At 34.8% G+C, this 26,435-nt stretch carries 22 protein-coding genes; 21 read left to right on the top strand and 1 reads right to left on the bottom strand.

Translation table 11 applies throughout. The features are described from left to right. Window positions 1-39: 39 nt before the first annotated feature. The 4 genes from pilB (at window position 40) to M900_RS17470 (ending at window position 4,833) form a co-directional block, all read left to right on the top strand. A complete protein-coding gene (gene pilB / locus M900_RS16205; RefSeq protein WP_021276054.1) occupies window positions 40-1,713 on the top strand; it encodes a type IV-A pilus assembly ATPase PilB in 1,674 nt (557 codons plus the stop codon). 10 nt (window positions 1,714-1,723) lie between these two features. Beyond that, the gene (locus tag M900_RS16210; RefSeq protein WP_021275731.1) at window positions 1,724-2,866 is read left to right on the top strand and encodes a type IV pilus twitching motility protein PilT; all 1,143 of its coding nucleotides are present in this window, start codon (window positions 1,724-1,726) and stop codon (window positions 2,864-2,866) included. A gap of 10 nt (window positions 2,867-2,876) precedes the next feature. Continuing rightward, window positions 2,877-4,088, top strand: coding sequence for a type II secretion system F family protein (locus M900_RS16215; protein ID WP_021275861.1), 1,212 nt, complete (start codon window positions 2,877-2,879; stop codon window positions 4,086-4,088). Window positions 4,089-4,305: 217 nt separating this feature from the next. After that, the gene (locus tag M900_RS17470; RefSeq protein ID WP_021275991.1) at window positions 4,306-4,833 is read left to right on the top strand and encodes a type IV pilin protein; all 528 of its coding nucleotides are present in this window, start codon (window positions 4,306-4,308) and stop codon (window positions 4,831-4,833) included. Window positions 4,834-4,868: 35 nt separating this feature from the next. On the opposite strand, the gene M900_RS16225 is transcribed toward M900_RS17470, so the two are convergent. Beyond that, complete coding sequence (locus M900_RS16225; protein ID WP_198296039.1) at window positions 4,869-5,612, bottom strand: hypothetical protein; 744 nt, start codon at window positions 5,610-5,612, stop codon at window positions 4,869-4,871. 38 nt (window positions 5,613-5,650) lie between these two features. Here M900_RS16225 and M900_RS16230 point away from each other — a divergent pair, with 38 nt between their 5' ends. The 17 genes from M900_RS16230 (at window position 5,651) to M900_RS16310 (ending at window position 26,385) form a co-directional block, all read left to right on the top strand. Next, window positions 5,651-6,559: an ABC transporter ATP-binding protein gene (locus tag M900_RS16230; protein ID WP_021275872.1), complete on the top strand. Its 909-nt coding sequence runs from the start codon at window positions 5,651-5,653 to the stop codon at window positions 6,557-6,559. Beyond that, a complete protein-coding gene (locus M900_RS16235) occupies window positions 6,556-7,323 on the top strand; it encodes an ABC transporter permease (RefSeq protein ID WP_034733115.1) in 768 nt (255 codons plus the stop codon). Before M900_RS16230 ends, M900_RS16235 begins: the two co-directional genes overlap by 4 nt. Further along, entirely contained in the window at window positions 7,323-8,096 is a 774-nt protein-coding gene (locus M900_RS16240) for an A24 family peptidase (RefSeq protein ID WP_021275970.1), read from the top strand. The genes M900_RS16235 and M900_RS16240 overlap by 1 nt, the downstream gene beginning before the upstream one ends. Before the next feature lie 79 nt (window positions 8,097-8,175). Then, entirely contained in the window at window positions 8,176-9,282 is a 1,107-nt protein-coding gene (gene pilM, locus M900_RS16245) for a type IV pilus assembly protein PilM (protein ID WP_021276011.1), read from the top strand. Next, entirely contained in the window at window positions 9,282-9,893 is a 612-nt protein-coding gene (locus M900_RS16250) for a PilN domain-containing protein (protein WP_021275824.1), read from the top strand. Before pilM ends, M900_RS16250 begins: the two co-directional genes overlap by 1 nt. Next, window positions 9,893-10,549: a type 4a pilus biogenesis protein PilO gene (gene pilO, locus M900_RS16255; protein ID WP_021275769.1), complete on the top strand. Its 657-nt coding sequence runs from the start codon at window positions 9,893-9,895 to the stop codon at window positions 10,547-10,549. The genes M900_RS16250 and pilO overlap by 1 nt, the downstream gene beginning before the upstream one ends. Beyond that, entirely contained in the window at window positions 10,549-10,974 is a 426-nt protein-coding gene (locus tag M900_RS16260) for a hypothetical protein (protein ID WP_021275995.1), read from the top strand. Before pilO ends, M900_RS16260 begins: the two co-directional genes overlap by 1 nt. A gap of 85 nt (window positions 10,975-11,059) precedes the next feature. Continuing rightward, entirely contained in the window at window positions 11,060-12,865 is a 1,806-nt protein-coding gene (gene pilQ / locus M900_RS16265; RefSeq protein ID WP_021276052.1) for a type IV pilus secretin PilQ, read from the top strand. Between the two features lie 3 nt (window positions 12,866-12,868). Next, a complete protein-coding gene (locus M900_RS16270; protein ID WP_021275823.1) occupies window positions 12,869-13,747 on the top strand; it encodes a lipopolysaccharide assembly protein LapB in 879 nt (292 codons plus the stop codon). Further along, window positions 13,744-14,178 (top strand): type II 3-dehydroquinate dehydratase, encoded by a 435-nt coding sequence (aroQ, locus tag M900_RS16275; protein ID WP_034733119.1) that lies wholly within the window; start codon window positions 13,744-13,746, stop codon window positions 14,176-14,178. The genes M900_RS16270 and aroQ overlap by 4 nt, the downstream gene beginning before the upstream one ends. A gap of 20 nt (window positions 14,179-14,198) precedes the next feature. Continuing rightward, window positions 14,199-14,771 carry an elongation factor P gene (gene efp, locus M900_RS16280; protein WP_021276013.1) on the top strand — a complete coding sequence of 191 codons (573 nt, stop codon included), beginning with the start codon at window positions 14,199-14,201 and terminating at the stop codon, window positions 14,769-14,771. A 135-nt stretch (window positions 14,772-14,906) separates the two neighbouring features. Next, on the top strand, window positions 14,907-15,848 hold the full coding sequence (locus M900_RS16285; protein ID WP_021275949.1) for a hypothetical protein: 942 nt from the start codon (window positions 14,907-14,909) through the stop codon (window positions 15,846-15,848). Further along, on the top strand, window positions 15,845-19,801 hold the full coding sequence (locus M900_RS16290) for a translocation/assembly module TamB domain-containing protein (RefSeq protein WP_021275801.1): 3,957 nt from the start codon (window positions 15,845-15,847) through the stop codon (window positions 19,799-19,801). The genes M900_RS16285 and M900_RS16290 overlap by 4 nt, the downstream gene beginning before the upstream one ends. After that, window positions 19,789-22,638 carry a POTRA domain-containing protein gene (locus tag M900_RS16295; RefSeq protein WP_021276018.1) on the top strand — a complete coding sequence of 950 codons (2,850 nt, stop codon included), beginning with the start codon at window positions 19,789-19,791 and terminating at the stop codon, window positions 22,636-22,638. Before M900_RS16290 ends, M900_RS16295 begins: the two co-directional genes overlap by 13 nt. A gap of 216 nt (window positions 22,639-22,854) precedes the next feature. Further along, window positions 22,855-23,292, top strand: coding sequence for a 50S ribosomal protein L13 (gene rplM / locus M900_RS16300; protein WP_021275909.1), 438 nt, complete (start codon window positions 22,855-22,857; stop codon window positions 23,290-23,292). A gap of 13 nt (window positions 23,293-23,305) precedes the next feature. Next, window positions 23,306-23,710, top strand: coding sequence for a 30S ribosomal protein S9 (gene rpsI, locus M900_RS16305; RefSeq protein ID WP_021275981.1), 405 nt, complete (start codon window positions 23,306-23,308; stop codon window positions 23,708-23,710). A 110-nt stretch (window positions 23,711-23,820) separates the two neighbouring features. Continuing rightward, window positions 23,821-26,385 (top strand): hypothetical protein, encoded by a 2,565-nt coding sequence (locus tag M900_RS16310; RefSeq protein ID WP_198296040.1) that lies wholly within the window; start codon window positions 23,821-23,823, stop codon window positions 26,383-26,385. Window positions 26,386-26,435 lie beyond the last annotated feature (50 nt).

The raw sequence follows: 26,435 nt of genomic DNA on the forward strand, positions 1-26,435 counted from the left end.
GTAGCTGTAGATAGGTAAAATTTGAGATAAGGGATTATTGTGTTTCGAAAAGAATTCGCAGATGTTATCAGTAAAACAGGGATGGTTCCGTTAAAGGATCTTCGTCCGTTGTTAATGGATAAGGATAAAGACTCCATCTCTGAATTAGGCTTATTAGAATTTTCTTTCTTTGATGATGTAAAATTTGCAAAACAGGTCGCTGGAAATTATAGTGTACCATATATTGATTTAATGAAGGCCAGTGTACCTGATCGTATCCTCAAGCTTGTTAGACGTACTGACATTTTAAAATACAGAGCCATTCCAATTCAAAAAACAGGGAAATCAGTAAGCTTAGCGATTTTTGATCCTTCGCTTATTGCACGTCAAGCCGAGCTCCAATCCTTGTTTCAGCACCCAGTCGATTTTATTTTAACGTCACTAAGAGCTTGGAAAAGATTGTTTGAAAAAATTGAAGTCTCAATTGATGAAGTTCTTGAAACAGTTAAAGAGGTAAAAGCTGATTCAGGAGTGAATGAAAATCTTGTTGAAGAAGATATCGGTGATGATGTTATTCGTTTCGTAAATAGAATTCTTGCTGATGCTTTTCTTAGAAAATGTAGTGATATTCATATTGAACCATATGAACACAATTTTAGAGTTAGATTTAGAATTGATGGTACACTTATTGAGGTTGCACAGCCTCCAAAATCATTAATTGCTCCTATTGTTTCACGTCTTAAAATTCTTGCACAGCTAGATATTTCTGAAAGAAGAAAACCACAAGATGGTAGGATTAAGCTTTCTGTTGCAGGAAAGCCGATTGATTATCGTGTGTCGACACTCCCAACACTATTTGGTGAAAAGGTTGTACTAAGACTTCTTGACCAGTCCAATCTACAGCTAGATATGACTAAACTAGGATTTGAGCCAAAACAAATTAAAGTTTTTCAAAATGGTATTCATCAACCATATGGGATGTGCTTGGTGACAGGTCCTACGGGATCTGGGAAAACAACAACACTTTATTCGGCACTAGCTGAACTTAATACAGATGATGTAAATATTTCTACAGCGGAAGATCCATGTGAGTTTAACCTCGAAGGGATCAATCAGGTAAATATTAAAAAAGAAGTTGGTTTGACTTTTCCGGCTGCACTTAAAGCTTTTCTTCGTCAGGATCCCGATATCATCATGGTTGGGGAGATTCGAGACTTTGAAGTAGGAGAGATTGCTGTTGAAGCTGCTCTAACTGGTCACATGGTTTTAAGTACACTCCATACTAACGATGCACCATCGACAATTACACGTCTTTTAAATATGGGAATTGAGCCTTTTCTTGTAACAGGATCGTTAAATGTTGTTGTTGCACAAAGACTATGTAGGAAAATTTGTACTCAATGTAAGATAGAGGATACAAAAATCTCAAAAGAAGAGATAATAGCTTGTGGGATTGCTCCTGCATCAGCGGAAAAAATAAAAATATATCGTGGTGCTGGTTGTGAGCACTGTAACAACACTGGTTATAAAGGCCGTGTTGCGATTTACGAAGTTTTAGATGTTAGTCCAGCTATAAAAGAAATTATTTTAAAGCATGGATCTAGTGATGACATCAAGAGACAGGCCATTAAAGAAGGGATGAAAACTTTAAGAATGAGTGCACTTACGAAAGTAGCTTTAGGAGAAACATCTCTTGAAGAGGCAGTGAGTAACTCTAGTTCTGATAAGTTTTAAGGGGTAAAAGATGAGTGCTGATACTAAATCAACAAAACTACAGTCAGAACCAACAGCTACGAAAAAGTTAGAGGTTGGTGAAAACATAAAGATTCAACAATTGTTTAAGTTGATGGTTGATAATGGGGGATCAGATTTACATATCTCTCCTGGGACTTCACCAGCTATGCGTGTTAATGGCGAGGTCATAAGAGTCAAGGTACCTGCGCTAACACCACAAACTTCTAAGGAACTTGTCTATCAAGTTTTGTCTGAAGAACAAAAAAATGAATTTGAAAAAACTCTAGACCTCGACTTCTCTTTTGGTATTAAAGGTCTTGCGCGCTTTAGAGGAAATGTTTTTTACTCAAAAGGTGGTGTTGCAGCTGTTTTTAGACAGATTCCTAGTATTGTACCGGATTTTAAATCACTAAACCTACCAAAGGTTTTAATGGATATGACAGATGTGTCAAATGGACTTATTCTAGTAACTGGACCAACTGGTTCTGGTAAGTCGACAACTCTGGCAGCGCTGATTGATAGATTAAATGAAATCGAAGCTGGGCATATCATTACTTTAGAGGATCCAATCGAATTCGTTCATCCTCATAAGACTTGTATTATGAACCAAAGAGAGATTGGGAGGGATTCACTATCTTTCAAAAATGCACTTAAAGGTCTTTTACGTCAGGATCCCGATATTGTTCTCGTTGGTGAGATGAGGGACGCCGAAACGATTGAAGCGGCACTTACTATTGCTGAAACTGGCCACTTAGTTTTTGGAACCCTTCACACAAACTCATGTGTTCAGACAATTAATAGAATGGTTAACGTTTTCCCTTCAGAGCAACAGGACCAGATTAGAACACTACTATCGTTTGTTCTACAAGGAGTTGTTTCGCAACAGCTCCTTCCAAAATCTTTTAGTCCAGGGCGTGTACTTGGAATGGAGATTTTAAGAACAAATCCTGCGATCAAAAACTTAATTCGTGAAGATAAAATTCATCAGATATATTCTCAGATGCAAGTAGGACAAGATAAGACTGGAATGGTTACAATGAATCAAAGTATTAAAAGACACTTTGATGCGGGTCTGATCGATGCTGAAACAGCTATGTCATATTCAACAAACCCTGAGGAACTTGCACCGCAACTTGGATTAAAAGAAAGGTAGGTCGAGTTAGATGGGACTTTGGAAATGGGAAGGATTAGATAAAAACGGCAAGAGAGCATCTGGTCAAATTGAAGCAACTACTGAAAAAGAAGTACGAAGACTTCTTAGGGGCCAAGGTAATCGTCCGAAAAAAATTACTCCGCCATCAATTTTAGAATTTGATCTTGGTCAATGGATGGTTGAACAAGGCTTCGCTAGTGCTTTTGGAACAAAAGAGCTTTCAAACTTTACTAAGCAGCTTGCGATTATGATTAATGCGGGTGTTCCAATTTTACAGGGACTAGAAATTATTTATAAAACAGAGAAAAATGCTGCTCTTAAAAACGCAATTCAAAGAATTGCAAAAGATGTTCAGGAAGGAAAAACTCTCGCCGAGAGTATGACCAAACAAAAAGGTTTTGATAAACTATACTGCAATCTTGTAAAAGCTGGTGAAATCGGAGGGATTCTAGATGTCATCTTGAATAAGCTTTCAATTCACTTAGAGAAACAAGAAAAAACAAAGTCACAGATTAAGTCAGCTATGACCTATCCTTTTATTGTAACAATGATTGGTATTGGGGTCGTGTGGGGCCTTGTAACTTTCGTTGTTCCTCAATTTGTAGGAATGTTAAAAGATACGGGGAAAGATATCCCTGGTATTACACAATTTGTAATGGATGTCAGTGATCTTTGTGTAAACTACTCTGCATATGCTGTACCTATTGTCATTATTGTCCTTGTATTGATCTCGAGTTGGATAAAAACACCAGCAGGAAAAATTATTTATGATAAATTTGCCATGAAGATCCCTGGGTTTGGTGTTGTTGTAATTAAAGGAAATTTAAGTTCATTCACGAGAACTCTTGGGACACTACTTTCTGCAGGGGTTTCATTAATAGATGCATTAGAAATTTGTATTGAGACGATAGATAATGGTGTTATTTCTCGTGATATTGCCGCAGTTAAAAAATCAGTTATTGAAGGGAAAACTTTAACAGAACCACTTCAGAAAATTGATTATTTTCCCGAAATGGTTGCACAGATGATTAAAGTTGGTGAGCAGACAGGGTCAATTGACCAGATGCTTGACAAGATTGCTGTCGTTTTTGAAGACGAAGTTAATATGGCCGTTGAGTCTGCGACAAAGTTAATTGAACCTTTAATCCTTGTCGGCCTCGGTGGAACAATTGCTGTCGTTCTTGTCGCTATTTACCTGCCGATGTTCATGAGTGCAGGTTAAATTAATTTTGCCAATTTTAGATGGCACAATTACGGTAAAAACTTCCTTATCTTGTTGAAATTAGGGGGAGCTTTGTGAAAGTTAAGAAATGTTTTACTATATAAGCATGTTTTTCCACTTGAATATTTAAAAGGTCTTAATCCTTTTTCATACTTTAAATGGAAATAGTTTTTTACCCAAAGTGATCTTAATTCACTTTGTGAGAAAGGAGATTTTTATGAATAAGTTGAGAAATGAGTCCGGCTTTACGCTCGTTGAGCTTATGGTCGTTGTTGCCATCATTGGTATTTTGTCAGCGGTAGCAATTCCAAATTTTAAGAAGTATCAGGCAAAGTCTAAAACTTCAGAAGCTAAGTTACAACTATCGTCGATGTATACTGCAGAAACTGCGTTACTTGCAGATTATGATTCGTTTGGATCATGTCTTGGTTTTGCTGGTTACGTAGCACCAGCTGCTGCTAACTATTATGCAGGTGGTATTGGAAGTGACACTGACGGTAATGCTACTGTTGTTGCAAATGGTGGAACAGGTTGTACTGCAGCTTATACTTTCAATGCAAGAAAAACTACAGGTTCTTCAACACCAGCTGTTTTTGCTGATGCTAACACTGCATTTGCAACTGGAGCAACTCCAACTGACTTTACTGCTTCAATGGCGGGGAAAATTGGAAGTACAGGTGTGATCAATGCATGGAGTATTGATGAGAATAAGGCTTTATCTACGAATAACGCAGGTATCGATTAATCAAAACTAATAAGAGGGCTCGAAAGGGCCCTTTTTTACTTTGAAAAATTATACCTCTTACCGAAAAAATCAAAATCCTCACAAGACGTTTCATTTCCTTTAAAACATTCGTAATCAATTTCTTTTTTTAGTTCATATAAATTTTTTTCAACTCTTTCTTTTAACTGACCATCAGGCATTTTCTGGTATGACGTATAGAGAATCATGAAGCCAAGTTTCTTGTTTTCCTCTTTTATGTGAATTTTAGAGAGAATACTTGAAGCAATTTTAAATCGCATGTCGGTATCAAGATTGATCAGTTTTGTGAAATAAGGAATGGCTTTTGGGCACTCTTTTAACTCGAAGCAAAGATTGAATCCTGCATTCCAAAGTAAATCAAGAGATGAAGGATAAAATTTTAAACCTTCATTATAAATATCTTCAGCCCCCCTTAAGTCGTTTTTAATGATTGATAGATATAAACCACCGTAGAGATAATTTTCAAAGAAATAAGGGTCGAGACTCGAAATTGCTTTAAAGCGATAGAACATCCAGCTTCTATCTTCTTTTGTATGATCAATGTCTGACTGTAACATAGTCAACATCCATAAATATGATGAAACTAGTTTCGGAGCACCTAGGGAAATAATTCTTGCAATGTTAGGATTTAAAGTTAAAGGTTTATCTGTTTTAATGACAGTGTTACTTGGTGTATGATTAAGACTATTAAAACATAAGAAGGACAGTAGCAAGAGTGCTAATAAAATGATTTGGCCTGAATTGTATTTTAGTTTTATCATATAATTAATTATAGCTTTAATGTGTGAAGGTGGAAAGAGTGTTTGAAGTTAGAAATATTTCAAAAAAATTTAAGCCAGATTTTTGGAAGAGTGATTTTGTTGCCTTAAAGGATGTATCTTTTAAAGTTGAGAAAGGTGATATCGTTGGTTTTTTAGGAGCCAATGGAGCTGGTAAGACAACACTTCTAAAAATTGTTCTAGGTTTCATTACAGCAAGTGATGGTGAAATTATTTTTCATGAGAATCTTGGTAAGAGGAAAAATCCTTTCGAGAAAATTGGTTACATGCCTGAACGCCCATATTATTACGGAAATCTTAATGGAAGGGAATTTCTTGAGTATTGTGGTCAACTTAATAACCTTAAAGATAAGGAACTTAAAGTTCAAATAGAGAAATGGACCAAAGTTTTAAAAATTGACTATGCCTTAGATAGAAAAATATCATCCTATTCCAAAGGAATGTTGCAGAGGCTTGGATTTTCATCTGCGCTACTCCATGATCCATTATTAATTATTTTGGATGAACCTCTTTCTGGCCTTGACCCAATTGGGAGAAAAGACTTTAAAGATATTCTTGTTGAGTTAAATAAAAAGGGAGTAACCGTTTTCTTCAGTTCTCATATTGTTTCTGATGTTGAAGAAGTTTGTAAACATGTTGTTGTTCTTGAGAAGGGTGAGCTTATCTTCAGTGGAGAAATAAAAAAAATAATCTCTGACAATAGTGAAGATCATATTCTTATTACTCTCGAAGAGAATGAAAAGATTGAAGAAAAATATAAGGCTAAAGTCCAACAGCGAAATGCTGAGGGGGTGAGATATGTTATCGAAGCTGAGAGCAAAAAAAGTTTTATTAAAGATGTTGATGCTCTCGGAGGAGAAATTATATCTCTGGTTAGAGAAAGAAAGACACTTGAAGAAGTGATTTATAAATTGAGAGATGCAAAGTGAATAAAATTTTATTAATTGCAAAATATTCATTTCGAGACACTTTAAGAAGTAAGTTAATGATTAATGTTCTATGGGTATCCTTAGGAGTTCTTACTCTTACTTATGTTACCTCAGAGTTTTCTTACGGAAATGTTAGTAAAGTAGCGCTTGATTTTGGCCTGTCTCTATCTGCACTAGCGACAAGCTTTATCGCTATCTTTGTTGGAGCATCTCTGCTATCAAGTGAGATTGAAAATCGCACTGCTTATATAACATTGTCTCGTCCTGTTACAAGACAATCATTTATTCTGGGGAAAATTTTAGGAACGTCATTCTTTCTTTTGTTAAATTCATTGATAATTTCTGCAGTCTCTCTCTTGTGTTTTCTTGGAGTCGGAGGAGAGATCAATCTAGCAATATTTTGGGCCGTATTATTCTCTCTTCTTGAGGCAATAATATTATTGCTTGTTGTCTTAAATTTCTCTCTGATAACAAATAGAGTTATTAGCGTAATTAATACTCTGGCTGTTTTTATTCTTGGTCATGCAATACCCTCTGCTTTGAAAATGGGGTTTGTCAAAAGTCGCCCTGAACTTGAGACTCTTTTAAATACATCCACTTATTTTATTCCTAATTTAGATAAGCTCAATATAAAGAATGAAATTGTGCTAAGTGGTTTACTCGAAAGTTCTGTACTTATAAATGGGGCTGGATATGCACTCTTTTATATCTTATTTTTAATTATTCTAAGTATACTGATTTTTAATAAGAAGGAATTGAATTAATGGAAGTCACTTTTTATAAAACATTTACAACAATCTTTGGACTTCTGGTTGGCTCATTTTTAAATGTTCTAATTCATAGAATACCTTTAAAAGAAAATTTTGTAATTGATAGGTCTAGATGTCCTAAATGTAATTATCAAATTAAGTGGTATGAAAATCTTCCTGTTATTAGTTATATATTTCTTCTCGGTAAATGTAGAAATTGTAAGACTTCGATAAGCTTTCGTTATCCACTTGTTGAAATGATAACTGGATTTGTAGCGTTCTTACTTTTTCCAAAAGTATTAAATTACTCACATGCTGCGTCTTCCTTACTATATTTTTCAATTTTTTGTGCATTGCTTGTACATTTCTTTATTGATCTTAAACATAAGATTCTACCTGATGGGATAAATATTTACCTAGGTATCTGCTTCTTTGTTTTGGCGGTAACGAAATATCACTATATGCACTGGTTAGTCGGTGGTCTTATTGGTTTTTTATTCCCTCTTGGTGTTACATATTTATTTTATATCTTAAGAAATCAAGTAGGACTTGGGGGAGGAGATATAAAACTTTTTGGTGTTCTAGGTTTATTTCTTGGACCTATCGGAATTATCCACAACATTCTCTTTAGTTGTATTCTGGGTTCTGTTATTGGGTTGCCGTTGATGGCCTTTAAAATAATTGATCGGAAAACAGCTGTTCCGTTTGGCCCATTTATTATTATCGTCGCCATCGCTCAGATTTACTTTCCTGAATTTTTCAAGTCGTTCGTCTCATTAATTTTCTAAATTTGCATTAACTTCTTGAAAGAAGGAGAGGATGCAAGTTATACTATAATGAGAAGCATCAAGTTCAAGGAAGAGAATATTGGGTATTAATTCAATAAAGGGTGATGAAATTATCGAACTAATCAAAGGATTAGTTGGGGTGAAGAATACCCAAGTTTTAGGACTTGATATTGGCCTAAGTCAGGTCAAGATAGCTAATGTCGTTCCAACAAGTAACGGTTATAAATTGACGCGTTATGTTTCAAAGCTCTTACCAGAGGCAACTTTAATCGAAGATGAAATTCAAAAAGAAGATGAGCTAAAGAGTACGCTTGCTGATTGTCTTGATGAAATTGATGGAAAAAATAAGCAGGTTTGCCTTGGTTTATTTGGACCGAACTCTGTTGTTAGAAAGATTCAACTTCCTGGTGGAACTGAAGAAGAAATTGAAGACCAGGTTCTTTGGGAAGCGGAGCAGTATCTTCCATTCCCAGTAGATGAAAGTAATATTGATCAATTCATTATTGGTGAAAATGCCGGTGGTGGTGTTGATGTTGTTGTTGGTGCAGCGAGACAGGATTTACTATTAACATATAAAAGCTTAGTGGAAGAGGTTGGGGCAAAAGTAAAAATTGTCGACCTCTCTGCGATTGCTTTGAGTAATATTTTTGAATTTACAATGGCTGATGAGATTCAAAGTAATGAAAATTCATCATGGTTAATTTTAGACCTTGGGGCGCAGAAGACAATTTGTATTATCTATAAAGACGGCATGCCAATGTTTATCAAAGAAATTCAAATTGGTGGCGTGATGATCACTGAGGAAATACAGAGGCAGCTTGGTGTTAACTATCAAGAAGCTGAAGATTTGAAGACGACTGTTGATGAAAACGGTAATCTCCCTGAGGAAATAAGTACAATTATTAGTGATCTTTCAACAAAATTTATTAGTGAAATTAAAAAGGTAATCGAGTTTTATGTGAGTTCGACTTCTGATGACTCACTAATTGGGTGTTATGTTACCGGGGGATCTGTTCAGTTACCAGGTATTCTTGAGGGAATAACAGAGAGTCTTGGTATTGATGTAAGTATATTAAATCCATTTAGGGTTCTAGAAGTTGATAAGAGTTTTACAGAAGAAGAGTTGAGCGATATTGCATATACTGGTTGTATTGCTATTGGGCTCGGTATGAGGCAGGTGAAGTAATGATTGAAATTAACCTCCTCGAGAAAAAGAAACCCTTTAAGCTCCCCGTTGTTTTAGGTGTCGATCTTAATGAAGTTAATATTAAGCCGATTGTCATCGCATATATCTTAACAATCATTGTCGATGCGTATGTGAGACCAGCAATTGGGGAAGATGTAACAGACTTAAAGATGCAGCTAGAATCTTTGAATGCAGAAACAAAGAAAATTAAAACATTTTTAAATAAAAACAAGAGCCTCGCAGATATGCTTACTGAGTTTGGAAAGCAGATTGAAAAACTTAAAGACAGAGAAAAACAAGTAAAGACAATTATTGATATGAGAACAAACCCAAAAAACATCGTCTCAGCAATAACAAAAATTATTCCTGAAGACATGTGGTTTGATTCATTTGAGATCAACTCGAAAAATGAAGTTAAGATCGAAGGTGGAGCCATCTCTTATCGTAGTGTCGGTGAGTTTATTACAAAAGCAAATGAGTTAGAGTTCTTTGGTGGATCAATTCTTATTAGAAATTCGGTTACAAAAGAAATCACAATTAACTCATCAGAGTATCGTGTTCAAAGTTATTCTCTTGAAGGGAAAGTAACTTCATTTGGTGTGTTAGAATAATGATTAAAATTATTAATAAAGCATATTTAATTATTATTTTTCTTAGCGTTTGGGGCTTATATCAACGCTATGAAGAAGTTGAAACCGAAAAAGAAAGCTTCAATGGGCAAATTTCTGCAGTTCAGGCACAACTGAATAAAAGTAAAAGAGACAAAAAGAAAATTGAAGATTTTCTAAAAAATATTGAAATTAAGAAAGCCGAAGTTGAAGAAGTTGCACTTCAGGTTGAAAAGCTACAAGCAAAGCTACCACAAGAACTGTCTGACTCTGAAACAGTAGGGAAAGTGAGAAATATTGCTGATAGGCTGAAGATTAGAGATATTAGAGTGAATCCCGCCGAAGAGGCCGATAAAGGTTTTTATTTCGCGAAAAATTATGAAATTGAAGCAACTGGAACATACCTCCAATTCTTACTACTCTTAGAAGGGCTCTCCGATTCAGAAAGAATCTTAAACGTGAAAAATATCAAGATAGAAAGAAACGCTACACAGAGTAAGGGGCGTTACGAGATTATCAAAATAACTGCGATTATTGAAAGTTATAGATACAATCCATCATATCGCGAGAATCGTGGTATTGAGGAAATTGAAAAGAGATTTGAAGAAGAAGCCAAGAAGAAGGCTGCTCCAGCTAGAAAGAAGAGAGGGAAGTCATAATGAAATTTTCTCTGATTTTAATTTTATCTCTGAATACTTTAGCAATTAGTCCTGTAATTAAATCAAGACTTCAAAATTACAGAGACCCATTTAAAAGAAATGTTTATCGCTCCACGAATAAAGACCAAAAGCGTAAGGAGCTAAAAACATATTTTTCAAATAGAATTAATCCTCAGAATATTCCGATTGAAAATATTAAAATAACTGGTGTGTTTTTAGGTCAGGAGAGAAGAGCTCTCGGAGTTGATTCAACAGCTGATGCTCAATCACAGGAACCATTTATTATTAAAGAAGGAATGAAACTTGGGCCAGACGCGATCGAAGTCAAAGCTATTCTTCCTGGGGGAATTGTTCTGGTTGAAAAAATTCTTAATGTTTACGATGAAGAAGAATACTTGGAAACAATTATTCCAGTATCAGAGTAAATGCCTCTGTTATATATAACTTTGCGAAATTAAAAAGTGTGTTAATATATTCTTAGTAACAATTTTACTTATGGAAGAGTAAATTATGATTAAAGGAATTATTTTATTTGTATTCTTGGGTGTGATTTCATTTTCTACATTCGCTACAAATATAGTCGCTATTAACTTTCAACAAAAAGATGAAGTGAGCTATCTTGACTTTGTTTTCGATCAAGAGAACGTCAATGTTCGTAAATTTCATGTAACTGATGATAAGCAAATTATTGTTGATATCACAGGTGTTGAAGCATCTCAAAGAGTTCTAAGAGCTTTTGATACTTCTGAGTTTTCAGGAAGTGTTGTTTTTGTTTCTGCTTATAAAAAGCCAGATGAAAACGATACAATCAGAGTAGTAATTCAATTAAGAGATAATGTTAGATCTAAGATTGCAATAAATGGAAAGCGAGCAGTACTACAAATTGAAAATAGATTTGGAGTTTTCGCGCAAAGAGAATTAAAGCAAGGTGAAAACTTATCGGCTAAAACAATTCAAGAGGAAAAGGCCGTAAGAGTAAATGTTCCAAAGTCTGAAAGTCTTGAAGATATTTTAGAGAACTTAACTTTATCAGGAAGAAAGAAATATATTGGAAAGAAAATCACATTAAATGTAAAGAATCTGCCAGTTTCAAGTATTCTCGATATGATTGCTGATGCTTCTGGTTTTAATATTATCCAATCAGAAGATGTTACGGCCTTACCGAAGGCGTCACTAAACCTTGTAAAGATTCCTTGGGATCAAGTACTCGATACCGTTTTGAAGTTAAATGATTTAGTTGCCGAAAAGAATGGATCAATTTTAACGATTAAAACATTAGCTAAGGCGACAGAAGAGAGACTCGCTAAAGAAGCTGCTCAAACAGTTAAAGTTAAGGCAGAAGTGTTAGTAACAAAAATTTTCCCAATAAGTTATTCAAAAGCAAAAGATGTTGAAAATATTTTCAAGGACTACTTAACTAAAGATAGAGGAACTCTTTCAATAGATGAAAGAACTAACTCTGTAATTGTGAAAGATACACAATCAAATATTGAAAAGATGTCTAAGGTTCTTGAATTTCTAGATACACAAACACCACAGGTTTTAATTGAATCAAAAATCGTTGAAGTTTTTGAAAGTTATGCAAGAGAGATCGGTTTAAAGCAAGGGGTCGGTTTTGGGTATGATCCTGTTGGGCAAAAGTCTGGAACACCTGCAATTGTAGGAAATACTCCAGGGACAACTGAGGATGGGGGACCAGGCTTTAGTTTTTCAACTGCTCCAACTGCAGCGACGAATGCCATGGAGTTAACAATCGGACGTTTTGGAAGATTATTTAACCTCGATTTTAAATTACAACTTTTAGAGTCAGAATCGAAAGGGAAGGTTGTTGCATCTCCTCGTGTTGTAACTAAACATAATGTTAAAGCACAGTTAATTTCAAAGGAACAAACTTCATATGTTAAGACTGAAGGAACCGGAGACAGTGCGATTTCTTCATTCGAGCCAATCAGTGCTACCCTTGATCTTACAGTTACTCCACTTGTAACAAATGATGGATCAATTGACTTACAAATTGAGCTTTCAAAAGAGCAGTTTGGGACACCTCCGCAGGTAGGAGCTCCACCTGATATTACAACAAGAAAGATAAACACGAGTGTTCTTGTTGATAACGGCTCGACAATTGTTCTTGGGGGACTATATAATTATTCTCAAAGAGAAAATCATTCAGGAGTACCTTTCTTAAAAGATATTCCATTAATTGGTTGGTTATTTAGAACACCATATAACCCATCGACTAGTAAACAAGAGCTTGTGATATTTATCACTCCTAGAATTATAAATCAGGAGAAAGCTGGACTAGTAAACGCAATGTAAATTATGTCAGATTACTCAAACCTAATTGAAAAATATATTTCAACATTAAAGCAAGACCCGCAATCTCGGGTCTTTGCTCCTTTGGGTGAAATCTACAGAAAACTAGGGTTGATTGATAAGGCCATTGCAGCCTACGAAGCTGGTTTAAAATTTAATCCAGAGTATAATTTAGGAATAATCGGCTATTCCTCGTGTCTGATAGATATGGGAGACTTCAAAAAGGCGTATTCTGTTTTACAGCCACTCGTTCGATCGAGTGGGGACAATATCAAGTTTTTGAAAAACATTGCTATCTGTGCTGAAAATGTCGGAGATGTTGAAAACGCTTTAAAATATTATAAAACAATTCTTTTTTTTAATCCTCGAGATACACACGCCACGGAATTTGTTACGAAATACGAAGACTTGAATACGACGGTTATTAAAAAAGATGTTGTTCAATTTGAAGTTGACTCTCTCGAGAGTGATGGTCTTGATGAATGGACTCAGTTAAGTCTTGTTGAGGAGTCCAATGTTTCTGTAGAGGAAGGCGAGAAAGACGACGAGGATGAAGATGAGTCACGTAAAGCAGATGAGTCACCATTCTTTAGTCATACCCTTGTTGATCTTTATTTAAAGCAAGGTGCCAAAGATAAGGCCCTTGAAATTTTAGAGAAAGCTCTTGAGCTTAATCCCGAAGATACGAGAGTTGCAGATAGAATAATTGAAATTAAAGCTCAACTTACATCCAGTACTGGTCATGACGATCTAATGAGTTTGTTTGATCAGAAAGCTTCAAAAATAGTGGAAGTTGAGGATGATAATTCTGAGAAATTGAAAATGGCATATGAGTTATTTCTTGCAAAGATTCATGCTCGAGCAAATGAGATCACATTAAAATGAAAAAAATCCTTGTAATAAATGGACCGAATCTTAACATGTTAGGTAAACGTGAACCTGAGATTTACGGGAAAGATAGCCTTGCAGATATCGAGAAATACACTGAGGAAATGATAGAGAAACATGGATTGCAAGCTGATATGAAATGGCAGCAGTCTAATAGTGAAGAAGAGCTAATTAGCATCATTCATGATACTTTTGACAGTGATTTCAATGGTTTAGTTATTAACCCTGGGGCGTTTTCTCACACAAGTATCGCACTTTTAGATGCTCTAAGTATGTTGAAAATACCCGTTATTGAGGTTCATTTGTCAAATACAAATCGTCGTGAGGACTTCAGAAAGACAAAAATTACTGCCCAATCCTCAACTGGTGTGATAGAAGGTTTAGGAAAAAAAGTTTATTATCTCGCAGTAATGTCGCTTATTGATTAAATGATTAAAAGGAAGATCTCATGGAAATTCAAACAACAGATTTCAGAAAAGGTTTAAAAGTTGAAGTTGATGGTAAACCATACCTAGTTATTAAGTGTGATTTCACTAACCCAGGTAAAGGATCAGCTTTCTATAAACTAAAAATGAAAAATTTAGAAACAGGTGCAATGCTTGAAAGAACATATAAGTCTGGAGTTGCAACTGGTGTTATGAAACCAGATCTACTTGAGAGAGAAGTAGAGTATATGTACAATGACCCAGATGGATTCAACTTCATGGATCAGTCAAACTATGAAACTATTCATGTAGCGACTGATTATGTTGGTGACGCTGCTAACTACCTTCAAGAAGGGATTAAGCTATTTGTACTTTACTATAATGGTAAACCAATCTCGATTGAGCTTCCAAACTTTGTAGAACTAGAAGTAAAAGAAACAGATCCTGGCCTAAAAGGTGACACTGCACAAGGTGGACTAAAAAAGGCGATTATGGAGACTGGTCTTCAAGTAAACGTACCACTATTTATTAAAGAAGGTGAGATTCTAAAGATCGATACCCGTACAGGTGATTACGTAGAAAGAGTAAATAAATAATCTTAAGAGGCCTCATTCTCGAGGCCTTTTTTTTCCTTTAAAATTTTAGAATTCTCTTAGGAAAGAACTGCTCCACGACAGTATTTATAGGCACTTAGGTTATAATATAAGTATGAAACTTATGATGGTGATACATTGTCTGCCACTATAGAAACATTCATTGAAACATGGTTTGAAGATGGAAATCTCGAAAGTTCTTTATACAAGAGCGAGGAAGTCTATTTCCAATTTCTAGAACAATTCAATTCATTATCAGATGAAGAATGTAAAAAACTTCTAACAATAAGAGAGAATTTAAAAAAATCTTATTTTGAAAATTTAATAACAACACTTTGTTATTTTAGAACAGGAAAAATAAATTTATATAAAACAGAAATAATAAATATCTTCGAGTTTTTGTTAAAAGCCAAACGTTATCCGCGCATGAAACAATTACTGACGACATTAAAAATGTGTAATGCTCCTTTGAGTAATTTGAAGAAGTATGAGGATATTGTTTTAATTAGATTGGGTGATCCTTCTTTAAGTCTTGAGATAGATTTTAATTCGATTACAGATAATGCAAATATCTATTTTAAAAACAAAACTCTTAGAAGAGAGTATTATAAAAGTTCAGAAGTATATTCGTTAACAAATGTTTTAAGTGCCTTTTTAGCCGGCTTGAGCGAAATTTCATCTAGTGATGAAGTTCTTGATGATCTAGTTGAAATAGCAAAACACAGTAGGAGTTTTGAACTTAAAGAAATTATAATTTCTATCTATCCAAGCAAAGCTGATGCTATTGGTGAATTGGAACCGATTCAGAGAATTCAAAGCACTGAAAAAATTAAATACTCTAAGGAGTTGATTAACCAAATAGATGAGTTTTATCAAAATGATAAGAAGGCAATTGTTGGTGAATTGATCAATGCGAAAGAAGCATTGTATGAAGATGGTATAAAGTCTGACTTGTACTTTTTGCTAATTGATAAAATCTCTAAAAAGTATAAAGAGCTTGGCGAGACTGAAAAGTACGAATCTCTTCAAAATAGACTAAGACAAAGAAAGATTAAGTCACACTGGAGTGACTTAAAATGAGAAATGTAAATAAGTTCTTAGTTCTATTTATAATAGTAATTCTGGGGCTTTTCGCAGGTATCGTAAATTTTATTCAAAGCTCATACTTTGGAAGTATTATTTCAAATCAAGTCAATAGTCGTATTGCTAGTATGACTGATGCACAAGTTGATATCGAAAAGATTACTTTTTCTCTGCTACCGCTGCAAACTAATCTCGTTAATGTTAAAGCTGAATTACCAGATAAGGTGGTGGCTCACTTAGGAAACCTCGCGGTTGAACTATCGTTCTGGGATCTTTTTAGAAGTGATCTAAGAATTTCAAAAATAATCCTTGATAATGGATACGTTAAGATAAATGAAGATTTGAACAAAACTTCAAGAGAAGAGTCCGTTGAGGATGTTATTAATCCTTTCTTAATAATAAACAAAACTATACTGCCTCGTCTCCCATTTGGATTGGGGGAGTTCGAGATAACGAATGTCGATATTTTTACTAATAACAGAAAAATTCCAGTGCATGAGTTTAATTTGAAGTTATATCAAAGTTCAATAGACTATGAGTTCATTATTTCAAATCTTCATATTGATAATTTTGAAATTGATCAAGTGAAAATACGTGGAGAGTTTTTAGAAGAGAAAATAAGATTAACTGAAGCTTATATTGCTAAAAATACTGCTGAAATCAAAATGATAGGTGAAGTTCTGCTTCAAAAAAATTATCCTTTGAATATCGAAATCGATTATGGTGGTGACATTGGGGAGTTTGTTTTCGGAACAGACATACAGCAATATCTTCAGTCTGGGATTGCCTCATGCTTGATTAGTGTTGAGGGGGAAGCAAAGAATCCATCTGTGAAGTTTCGTGGGAAGTTAGAGAGGTTTAGAAATATTTATGCTGAAGTGGATGAGCTCGATTTTAGAGGCTCATACTTTAAGAATAATATTTTAATCGATAAACTTAATGTTCAAAAAGGAAAGGGAACCGCGAGAGTCAATAATAATATTTCTATTGACCTTGCTACTGGGAAAGTAAGTGACATCAATGCTAGCGTGAAAGAGATGCACTCACATGATCTTTTATATTTTCTAGGTCCTGATTTTAAAGTTTTAAAAACAAATATTAGTTCAGATGTAAATCTTTCAATTGATAAGGATGTAATAAAGATCACAGCGACATCACCGGTAATTTTAAAAGATGTTCGTGTTGGTGAGAGTGAAGATATTCTTAATATCAAAAAGATTGAACTACCTGAATTTTTCTTAGAAACAGGTGATAATGTAAAGTTGAAAGCTAGCGGACTTATAAATGCTAGTCCTGTAAGCGTTAAGGGTGAAATCGGTGATTCTCTTTCGATTAAATTGAGCGCTCAAAACTTGAACCTCTTAGAATTAGGAGGAGAGTTAGGAAGCACTGCTCAGGGGACTGGGGATATTGACGCACTTTTTGAAGGAACTAGTCCTGATGTAAACCTTTATGTGAAATCAAAGAAAATAAAAGAACTGAGTGTTCTTGGATATCATGTTCCAGATGAAGTCTCTGCCAGCCTAAAATATTCTTTTGAAAAGGAAGTCATAACTATTTCAAATATTAAGTCACTTAACTCGAATATTTTAGGGATAGTTGGAAGTGTGGATTTGGACAAAGAAGAACTTGATGTATTAATTGCATCAAATAAAATTCAAATACAGGGACTTCGAAATATCATTACTCCTGTATGGAATGATGTAAAAGAAGTAACTCAGTACTTTGATGGATTAATATCTGGGAAAAGTAGACTGAGTGGAAGTTTTAAAAATTTAAAGATTGATAATAGTTTTAAGTCTGAAAAATTTAGTATTCTAAATGAAACATTGAAAAGTATATCATTTGATCTCGCGATCGATGAAGATAACTTGAAGCTTAGTAATGTTAGACTACTTAGAGATAATGGGAACCTTAGTGGGAAATTCTTTCTAAATTTCAAGAAAGGGATTGAGTTAATTGATTTTGATATAGAGGGAATGAACTTAAATGACTTTCTTTTCTACCGTAAATTAGGACTAGGGTATGATGGTAGTCTCAATGGAGAAATTAAACTAGAAAAGGCTAAGAGCGGTTACCGCGGAGGTGGACAAGTTCTACTTCTAGGTTCTAGTGTTGGCCGCAAAAAAATAAAGCCCTCAAGTATTATGTTTAGTATTGATAATCATGAGCTTATATCATCCGGAACCTTACTTGGATCGAGAATAAAGTTTGACTCAAAAGTATTCTTTGGTGAACGTAGTAAAGAATATTCTAAGTTCAATACAACTGCTGATATAACAGATCTTCGTCTGCTCTTAGGTATTCTTTCACTACATAATATTTATGACTCCGAACTCGCTGGAGAGTTTAAGGGACAACTAACTATTGGTGCTAGGTTAGATAATTTGAAAAATGTTGATGCGAAAGTCTCTCTAAACAAATTCTTTCTTAGAAAATTTAATAAAGAAATTAAGCTTTCAGAAGATAGTGAAAACATAATTGATATCTCGAAATCTAAAATTGATAAGATGGGGATTCGATTTGAAGGCAATGGGGGACATTATCAATTAAATGGTAGTGGAGATTTTAATAAGATTGTTAAGCTTGAGGAAAAGTTTAGGTTCGACTTAACCTTCTTGCATCTTTTAAGCGATAAAGTAGAACGAGCTAGTGGTAGCTTGAGTGGTAAGGGTATATTTACTGGAAAGGTCGGTGAGTTTGAGAATTCTCATGAGATAGATGCAAATGATCTCACTATTTTTATTAAGGATGTACCGGTATCACTAAATAACGTAGAAATGAGATCGATTTTAACTTCTAACTCTTGGGAGTTGAAAGATTTAAATGGATATCTCGGTGGTGGAAAGTTGTTTGGTCGAGGACGAGTCGGATTTAAGATTCCTTATCCTGTGCTAAACCTCACAATTAGATTAGATGATGTAACATATCCGTTTGCAGAAAATTCTCGAGCAAATATTGGAGGAGTTTTTGATCTTGTTGGTTCACAATTCCCATATTCTTTGCGTGGGAATGCAATCATAAACAGTGGGATTGTTGAAGATGAATTTACGGCATTTACAGGGAGCTCTGGTTATTTAAAAAGTATAGATAAATATATTGATATTCAAAAACGAGGTTTGCCGGATATCATTAAGTTAAATGTCAGCGCATCAACAAAAGATAATATACACGTTAAAAATAGATTATCTGATATATTGCTAAAAGCTAGTGGTACAGTTAAAGGTAATCCTATGGCCCCTGATGTGAAAGCAGTATTAAATGTCGTTCCAGCATTTAGTAAATTTAAATTCAAAGGCAATGAATTTATTATTAATGAAGGTGTGGTGACATATGATGTTAACAGTAATACAAATCTATTAAATGTTAATTTTACTTCTGAAGCTAAAATTGCACAATATGATATAAAGATGGACGTTGTTGGAAGTGAGGAAGACCTTAAAATAAATATGGAGTCAAATCCATCCTTATCAAAAGAAGATATTTTTTCCCTACTGGCTCTTGGGGTGACTTCGGATTTTACAAAAAACCTAGAGGAAAAGGATCGGGCATCATTAACCACTATCGGACTAGGGACATTAATTGTAGATCAACTAAAGATCAATGACGGACTTGATGCAACTCTAGGGTTGAAGCTTTCTGTTCTCCCGGAGATAAGTGAAAGTGATGATACGCCAATACAAGCGTCTAAGAATGAGTCTGGAACACGAGGAAAGACTGCAACGAAGTTAAAAATTCAGAAGAAGGTAACTGAGAATGTAGGAATTACCTTCTCTAATACTTTTGGAAATGAGGAAGGTCAAAAACAAGAAATGAATATTGACCTTAATTTGAATGATAACTGGTCCATTCAGGGAGTATTCGAGACAGGGACTGGTACAAGCAATGATAACAAAGAGGGAGATGGCGGTTCAGTAGGTGCCGACGTTAAATATAGATGGTCGTATTAAGAATTATACTTACATTTATTATCGCCTTATGTGCTTACTCTTTCGAGGTGAAAGAGGTTGTCGTTAATTGTGGTGATAGTACTGAATGTGATCAAATTACCCAGAAGTTCAATGAGATAAAGAATAAAAATCTTTCCGAAGAACAACTTTATACTTTCTTTAATTTTGAAGTTGATAAGCAGTACTATAAATCATTTTATTTCTCACTAGATAAAACAAAATTAAATGTGGATGTCGAGATTAAGAAAAAGATTGGAGATATTAATTTTGAAGTAGATGATTCTAGCTTAAGGACACGTCTTTATGAGATCTTTACATTAAGAAAAGGTGATTATTACGATGATAGTAAAATGCAGGAAGGAATTTTAAAGATTCAGCAGCTTTACTTCTCTGATATTACAAATGCCATTTCTTATAATATTGAAGAATCAGATGAAGGAATCGAAATTAATGTCTCTGTTAGTGAAGTCGGGATTAGGAAATTCAAAAAGCTCTATATATCTGGTCTACGCGGGCAAATAGAAAGAGATAGTTTGTCATTTTGGGGCAGAATTCAAGACAGAGCTTGGGACAAGGTAACTTTTACAAAACATTTAGATGAATATAGAAATAGACTAGAGCAGCTCGGCTACTGGCAAGCCTCTGTTATAGAAAAAATAGATAACAATGATACAGAAGTAAATGTAAGCCTGTCTGTAACGTTAGGGCCTCGTTATGGAATCAATTTTTATGGAGTCAATTACTTTGACCACCAGTATTTATTTAGAGAGATCAAGAAGATTGTTAGAGGGAATAAAGATGTTCTAACTGATTCGCTCATGATTCACACATTGGCTCAGCTTTATAAAAATCGAGGTGTTTTTTATTCAGACTTTGATATTCGTAAAGAAACTGGTGCTGATGACAAAGGTGATTACTACTTCTTTTTTGTAAATGTTAAAGAAGGTAGAAAAATAAAAATTGATGAGGTTATCTTTTCTGGAAATCAAGATATTGATAACTCTATTCTAGAAAAAATTTATGATGAGAAATCTTCTGATCTTTTAAATAAAAAGTATCTTGATGTTCAGGCGCTAGAGAAGATTACTAATAATATTCGTGAGTATTACGTATCACATGGGTATGTGTTTTCTTCTGTTGAGCAACCATTAATCGCTTTTTCAGAGGATGAGAAATCAGCATTCGTAACATATAAGATAAATGAGAATAATCTATATAAAGTTTCAAATGTTAATATTCAAGGAATTGCGGGCCCGGAAGTTAAAGAAAAGATATTGAAAGAGATTAGTAATAAAGTTACTACAGCATTTAATGTGACTGAAGTAGATAACGATCTTAAGAAGGCATTAGATATTGTTAAGCAGGAAGGATACTACTTCGCTTCTTATAAAGTGAAAAATCCTAAAGAGATTGTTGTTATTAATAATGCTGATAAAACAATCACCCTTAATCTAGTTTTTGAATCCGGCAAAAAGTCATATTTTGGCGATGTGCTTATTACAGGAAATCAGGAAACTAAAGATATTGTTGTTGAAAGAGAACTTCGAATCAAAAAGGGGGAGATTGTAACCCCAACAGCGATGAATGACTTTGTTAATCGTCTAAGAGGTTTAGGATTATTTTCTTCCGTTAATATTACACCTTTCGTTGGAAAAAAGCGTGATGACAATTCAGTTGACCTAAACTTTATCATTAAAGTAAGAGAAAAAGATTTTGGCCGTGGAGAAGTCGCACCTGGTTATAGGACGGACTTAGGATATAAAGTATCATTTACCACGTCATACAATAACTACAAGGGCATGAATAGAAGTTGGATTACGAAGCTTCAAGCTAACTACAGAACATCTTTGTCCGACCTTGATGAAGAGCGACGTCTCCAAGATAAACATCTACTAGAAGGTATTGCTCAGATTCAGTATATTGAGCCTTATCTTCTATACAGTTTTTTTGGTGGGCCTCTTGAGTGGAGAACGACTGCAAAATTTCAAAGAAAAAGATATAATTCATTTGATGCAGATATTTTCAGTATCTCTCCAAGTTTGAATAAAACTGTTAATAAATATTTCCAGTATAATGTTAGGTATGAATTTGATGTTGTTCGCCAATTTGATGCGACTCTAGATATTGATAATGATCGTTATCGAATTGGAGCAATTACTCCATCCTTCACTTTAGACTTTAGAGACAATCCTGGAGTCACTCGCTCTGGTGCATGGTTTAATTTTAGTTGGGAATTTGCAAATCCATACTTTGGCTCACAAAGTGATAAGGACCTTACAATTAATTATAATAGAGCAGTGCTTCGTAGTTATTTCTATGTCCCAATTTGGAAAATGACATTGGCTACTTCTTTGACTGTTGGAGCAGAGAAAAACTTTGCAAATGAACTAGTATATAATGATGACGGATCACCTTCACTTGATAGTGAGTCCGGGAAACAAAACACACGAGGTTATATCCCAAGCCTCAAGGCGTTTAGACTTTCCGGAATAGACTTACTTAGAGGATTCTCTGACAACGAGAGTAATAGATTAATTGATGGTACCGACTTATCTGATGTCATTATTAGGGATAGTGCTTACCTTGTTAACTTCAAGATAGAGAGTCGCTATTACATAGATGATTCTTCAGTTGTTGCTCTATTTTTAGATGCTGGTCGTGTATATCTTGAAAATGTGGATCTTAAAGAACTGAGAACATCTACGGGCCTTAGTTTTAAGTTGTTGACGCCTGTTGGTTCATTAGATTTTGATTACGGTATTAAGCTAAAGCGCGAAAGGTTAAGCGGGCATCGCGAAAATTTTGGCAGGTTCCACGTAACTATTGGCCAATTTTAGTAAAAAATTGCCTAGGTCGACCGCGTCAAACACCGATAAATTCATATAAATTGCAATTTTTTCACATTAATGTATTAATTTTAAAAGAAATCAAATATTATTACCTTTTAATAAAGATGGCCCTTGACGAGAGGCCCAAAAATCCTATATAAGTTTCGTCATCTGTCTTTATTTGAGACTTACGTTTAATTTTTATTTAGTTGAAGAAGGTTGGTTATGTACACTGAAAAATCTTTTGTTTTAAAACCTGCTGAAGCTGCGAAAAAGTGGTACTTGATCGATGCTGAGGATATGGTTGTTGGTAGATTAGCAACAGAAATTGCTAACGTATTAAGAGGAAAAAACAATCCAAAATATACTCCGCACACTGATTCTGGTGACTTTGTAGTAGTTGTAAACGCTGACAAAGTTAAATTCACTGGTAACAAGTGGGATCAGAAAGTTTATTACAAGCACTCTGGTTATGTTGGTGGGTTAAAAGAAAGAACTGCAAAAGAGCAACTTGCTAAGAGACCAGATTTAATTCTTTTAAATGCTGTTAAAGGTATGCTTCCAAAGAACTCTTTAGGAAGAAAGCAATTAACAAAACTAAAAGTATTCGCTGGACCAGAACACGCTCACAGTGCTCAACAACCAGAAGTATATAAATTCTAGGAAGAGGTAGATAATGGCTGCAAAAGGAAAAACTTGGAACTCACACGCTGTAGGAAGAAGAAAGTCTTCTGTTGCTAGAGTGTATGTTGCTGAAGGTTCAGGTAAAATTACAATCAATAATAGAGATATCAAAGATTACTTCCCAAAGGGAACTGATAGATATGTTGTTAACCAACCACTTAACCTAACTAAGTTAGCGGATAAGTATGACATTAAAATTAATGTTTGTGGTGGTGGTACAACTGGTCAAGCTGGTGCTTCAAGACTTGGTATTACAAGAGCAATTCTTAAGTTAGATGCTTCTTTAAGACCAGAACTTAAAGCTGCAGGATTTATCACTCGTGACCCAAGAAAAGTTGAAAGACAAAAATCTGGTCTACGTGGTGCAAGAGCTAAGTACCAATTCTCAAAAAGATAATATTTATTTTATTTTTGAAGATATTAAAGAGGTCCAACTGTGTTGGACCTTTTTTTTTATGTATCGAATTCGTCTAGTTACATTCTAAAAATATCTGGTATGTTCTATTTGTGAAAATAAGTATACGTGGATGCAACACAAATAATCTTAAAAATGTTTCAGTTGATTTTCCTATGGAAAAAATCACATGTGTTGTTGGACCTTCAGGTTCAGGAAAGTCGTCACTTGTCTTTCACACATTAGCAAATGAATCGAAAAGAAGATTCCTAAACTCACTTCCTTCAAGTGTCACATTCTTTGATCGTGTACCCCAAAGTGCTGATGTCGAATCAATATCACCAGTTTTACCAGTTTGGATTTTACCTCAGCATAATCCAATAGTCGGGTCTCGACTTAATCTTTCTGATCAATTCGAATTGACGATGGACATCGCTAAGCTTTACTTCGATTCTTATCCTGAGAAGTGTCCAATTCATGGGGAAAGTTATAAGAATGGACTAGAGTATTTCACTGAGCAGTGCGCGCATGTTGTTCAAGATGATAATGATATTATTCATGTGCTAATTGATAAGAGCGTTTATCAAAATAATATAAGTGGTCTACCAATTCGAAGCTATAGCACAGATAACGATGAGGTGACAGAGTTTGTCGAAGCGGATCAGTTTTGGGAGCTCTTTAGGATAAAGGCAAAGTCAATATCAACTATTGAGAAGAGGTTATTGGACTTTCCATTTCTTCAAAAAACAGGTGCAATGCTTCTTGTGTTTAACCAAACACAAAAAATTTATGACCATATAAATATTGAGTCCGAGCGAGTTTGTCTCCAGTGTAAGTTAGAGGGAGAGGCGCCTATTAGAGAGATAGGAGAGCTATTGCCTTTTAATGGCGTTGGGGCGTGTCCTGAGTGTAAAGGCTATGGTTCTGTGCTTAATTATAGTAAAGACAAGCTGGTCAAGTTTCCTAACCGCTCGGTAAAAGATGGGGCTGTTTCGATTCTTTCCTATAGTAAATTTAGTGCTTATGAAAAATCATTTATTGCGGCCTTAAAGAAAAATGGAATTTCTTTAGTGGCTCCTTTTCATGAAATAGAAAAGGATGCTCTGCCAATATTGATGAATGGTGAAGGAGCATTTCCTGGAGTTCTCGAAATGCTTTCTTGGCTTGAAGAAAAAAGATACAAGAGAAGTGTTCGTATTTTTCTTCGTTCAGTCCAGACTGATTCTACTTGTACACTTTGTAATGGTACTAGAATTAGTGAAAAGGCCGCCTTGTACCGAGGAGATGCTAACCTTCCAAAGTATGGTGAGCTTTTAGAGACAGATATTGAAAGCTTGCATAAGTTAATAAGTGGATTAAAGCTCACAGGAAAAGAAATTTTCGTCGAGAGGGTTCTTTCAAAGCTTGGGCTCGCAATCGAGTTTGGGCTAGGATCCTTTAAAATTACTAAAAAAATTAAAGAGCTCGAATCAAATGAATATCAAAAATCACTGCTGGTTAGATATTTAAGTTATCAAGGCTCCGGCTCTTTATTTATCTTAGATGAACCAAGTCTTGGGTTGAATGTAAAAGAACAGAGAATATTAATCGAACATTTGAAGAAGCTTTCTCAGGGAAATACACTGGTTCTCGTGGATCATGCCGAAGAGGTACAAAAGGCATCTGATTGGATTATCGAAGTTGGTCCAGGTGCTGGTCATCTTGGTGGAGACATTGTTTATCAAGGCCCCTACAAGAAAAAAACTGAAGATAAACTTCCTAAGCTAAAAGTAGTGAAAGCTTCAAAAGCTTTAAAAGTTTCAAATATTGAATTTGAAGATCACAAAATAAAACAATTAGAGATTCCTTTGGGGGTTGTTTCGACAGTAGCTTCTTTTAGAGAGTCGTTTTCAAAGCGTTTACTGATCGATGTTATTGCTAATGATCTTTATTCAAAACAATTTGATGAGAAAAAAAATTACGACGTGAAATATCAAGTCGGAAAATATTCTAAGCATGATCACTTTAACAATATAATTGTTTACGAGACAAATATAGAAAGGGCTTCTGGGCGTTCAACAGTGGGGACGATGCTTGGGATTTCTCCATTTGTGAGAAAGCACTATGCCTCACTTCCTGTGTCTAAAAGTTTAGGTCTAAAAGATGGTCACTTCTCCTCAAACTCAGATCTTGGGAAATGCCCAACTTGTGAAGGTAAAGGAATTATTGAAATTGATATGCAATTTCTTGAGGATGTGACTTTCCCTTGTGAAGACTGTCAGGGGAAAAAGCTTAATAAGTTTTATTCAAATATCTCGGATGGAAAATATACTATTGTTGAGGCCTACAACACACCGATCGTCGAGCTTTTTGAGCATATCAAATCAACACCAAAGCTTAAAAGAATTGTAGAATATTTAAAACTTTTAAACCTTGGTTATCTGACTCTAGATAGAACACTACCTTCCCTGTCGGGAGGGGAGAGATTAAGAGTCAAGTTTCTTAATACCCTTCAAAAAGATTTAGAGAACTCATTATTGATCTTTACAGATATTTCCTATGGGCTTTCCATTAATGAACTCGTCCGAATTCGTGAATTAATGGTTGGCTTGACGTCTAAGGGGAATACGTTGGTTGTAATCGATAACCATCCGATATTTAAAGACTTTAATGTAATTAATATAGAAGTCTCCGAGTAAAATACTAAAGTATTGTCCCTGAAGTGCCGAAGAGCCATTGAATCTATGAC

It is taken from the genome of Bacteriovorax sp. Seq25_V, from assembly GCF_000447795.1.
In the GTDB taxonomy this organism is placed as follows: Bacteria; Bdellovibrionota; Bacteriovoracia; order Bacteriovoracales; family Bacteriovoracaceae; genus Halobacteriovorax_A.

What these genes read in the sequence shown, in the direction of transcription:
- M900_RS16240 (WP_021275970.1), top strand. Translation starts at nt 7,323, where the DNA reads ATGGAAGTCACTTTTTATAAAACATTTACAACAATCTTTGGACTTCTG.
- M900_RS16260 (WP_021275995.1), top strand. Translation starts at nt 10,549, where the DNA reads ATGAAATTTTCTCTGATTTTAATTTTATCTCTGAATACTTTAGCAATT.
- M900_RS16225 (WP_198296039.1), bottom strand. Translation starts at nt 5,612, where the DNA reads ATGATAAAACTAAAATACAATTCAGGCCAAATCATTTTATTAGCACTC.
- M900_RS16270 (WP_021275823.1), top strand. Translation starts at nt 12,869, where the DNA reads ATGTCAGATTACTCAAACCTAATTGAAAAATATATTTCAACATTAAAG.
- rpsI (WP_021275981.1), top strand. Translation starts at nt 23,306, where the DNA reads ATGGCTGCAAAAGGAAAAACTTGGAACTCACACGCTGTAGGAAGAAGA.
- pilO (WP_021275769.1), top strand. Translation starts at nt 9,893, where the DNA reads ATGATTAAAATTATTAATAAAGCATATTTAATTATTATTTTTCTTAGC.
- M900_RS16215 (WP_021275861.1), top strand. Translation starts at nt 2,877, where the DNA reads ATGGGACTTTGGAAATGGGAAGGATTAGATAAAAACGGCAAGAGAGCA.
- M900_RS16250 (WP_021275824.1), top strand. Translation starts at nt 9,282, where the DNA reads ATGATTGAAATTAACCTCCTCGAGAAAAAGAAACCCTTTAAGCTCCCC.
- M900_RS16210 (WP_021275731.1), top strand. Translation starts at nt 1,724, where the DNA reads ATGAGTGCTGATACTAAATCAACAAAACTACAGTCAGAACCAACAGCT.
- aroQ (WP_034733119.1), top strand. Translation starts at nt 13,744, where the DNA reads ATGAAAAAAATCCTTGTAATAAATGGACCGAATCTTAACATGTTAGGT.
- M900_RS16290 (WP_021275801.1), top strand. Translation starts at nt 15,845, where the DNA reads ATGAGAAATGTAAATAAGTTCTTAGTTCTATTTATAATAGTAATTCTG.
- rplM (WP_021275909.1), top strand. Translation starts at nt 22,855, where the DNA reads ATGTACACTGAAAAATCTTTTGTTTTAAAACCTGCTGAAGCTGCGAAA.
- M900_RS17470 (WP_021275991.1), top strand. Translation starts at nt 4,306, where the DNA reads ATGAATAAGTTGAGAAATGAGTCCGGCTTTACGCTCGTTGAGCTTATG.
- M900_RS16295 (WP_021276018.1), top strand. Translation starts at nt 19,789, where the DNA reads ATGGTCGTATTAAGAATTATACTTACATTTATTATCGCCTTATGTGCT.
- efp (WP_021276013.1), top strand. Translation starts at nt 14,199, where the DNA reads ATGGAAATTCAAACAACAGATTTCAGAAAAGGTTTAAAAGTTGAAGTT.
- pilQ (WP_021276052.1), top strand. Translation starts at nt 11,060, where the DNA reads ATGATTAAAGGAATTATTTTATTTGTATTCTTGGGTGTGATTTCATTT.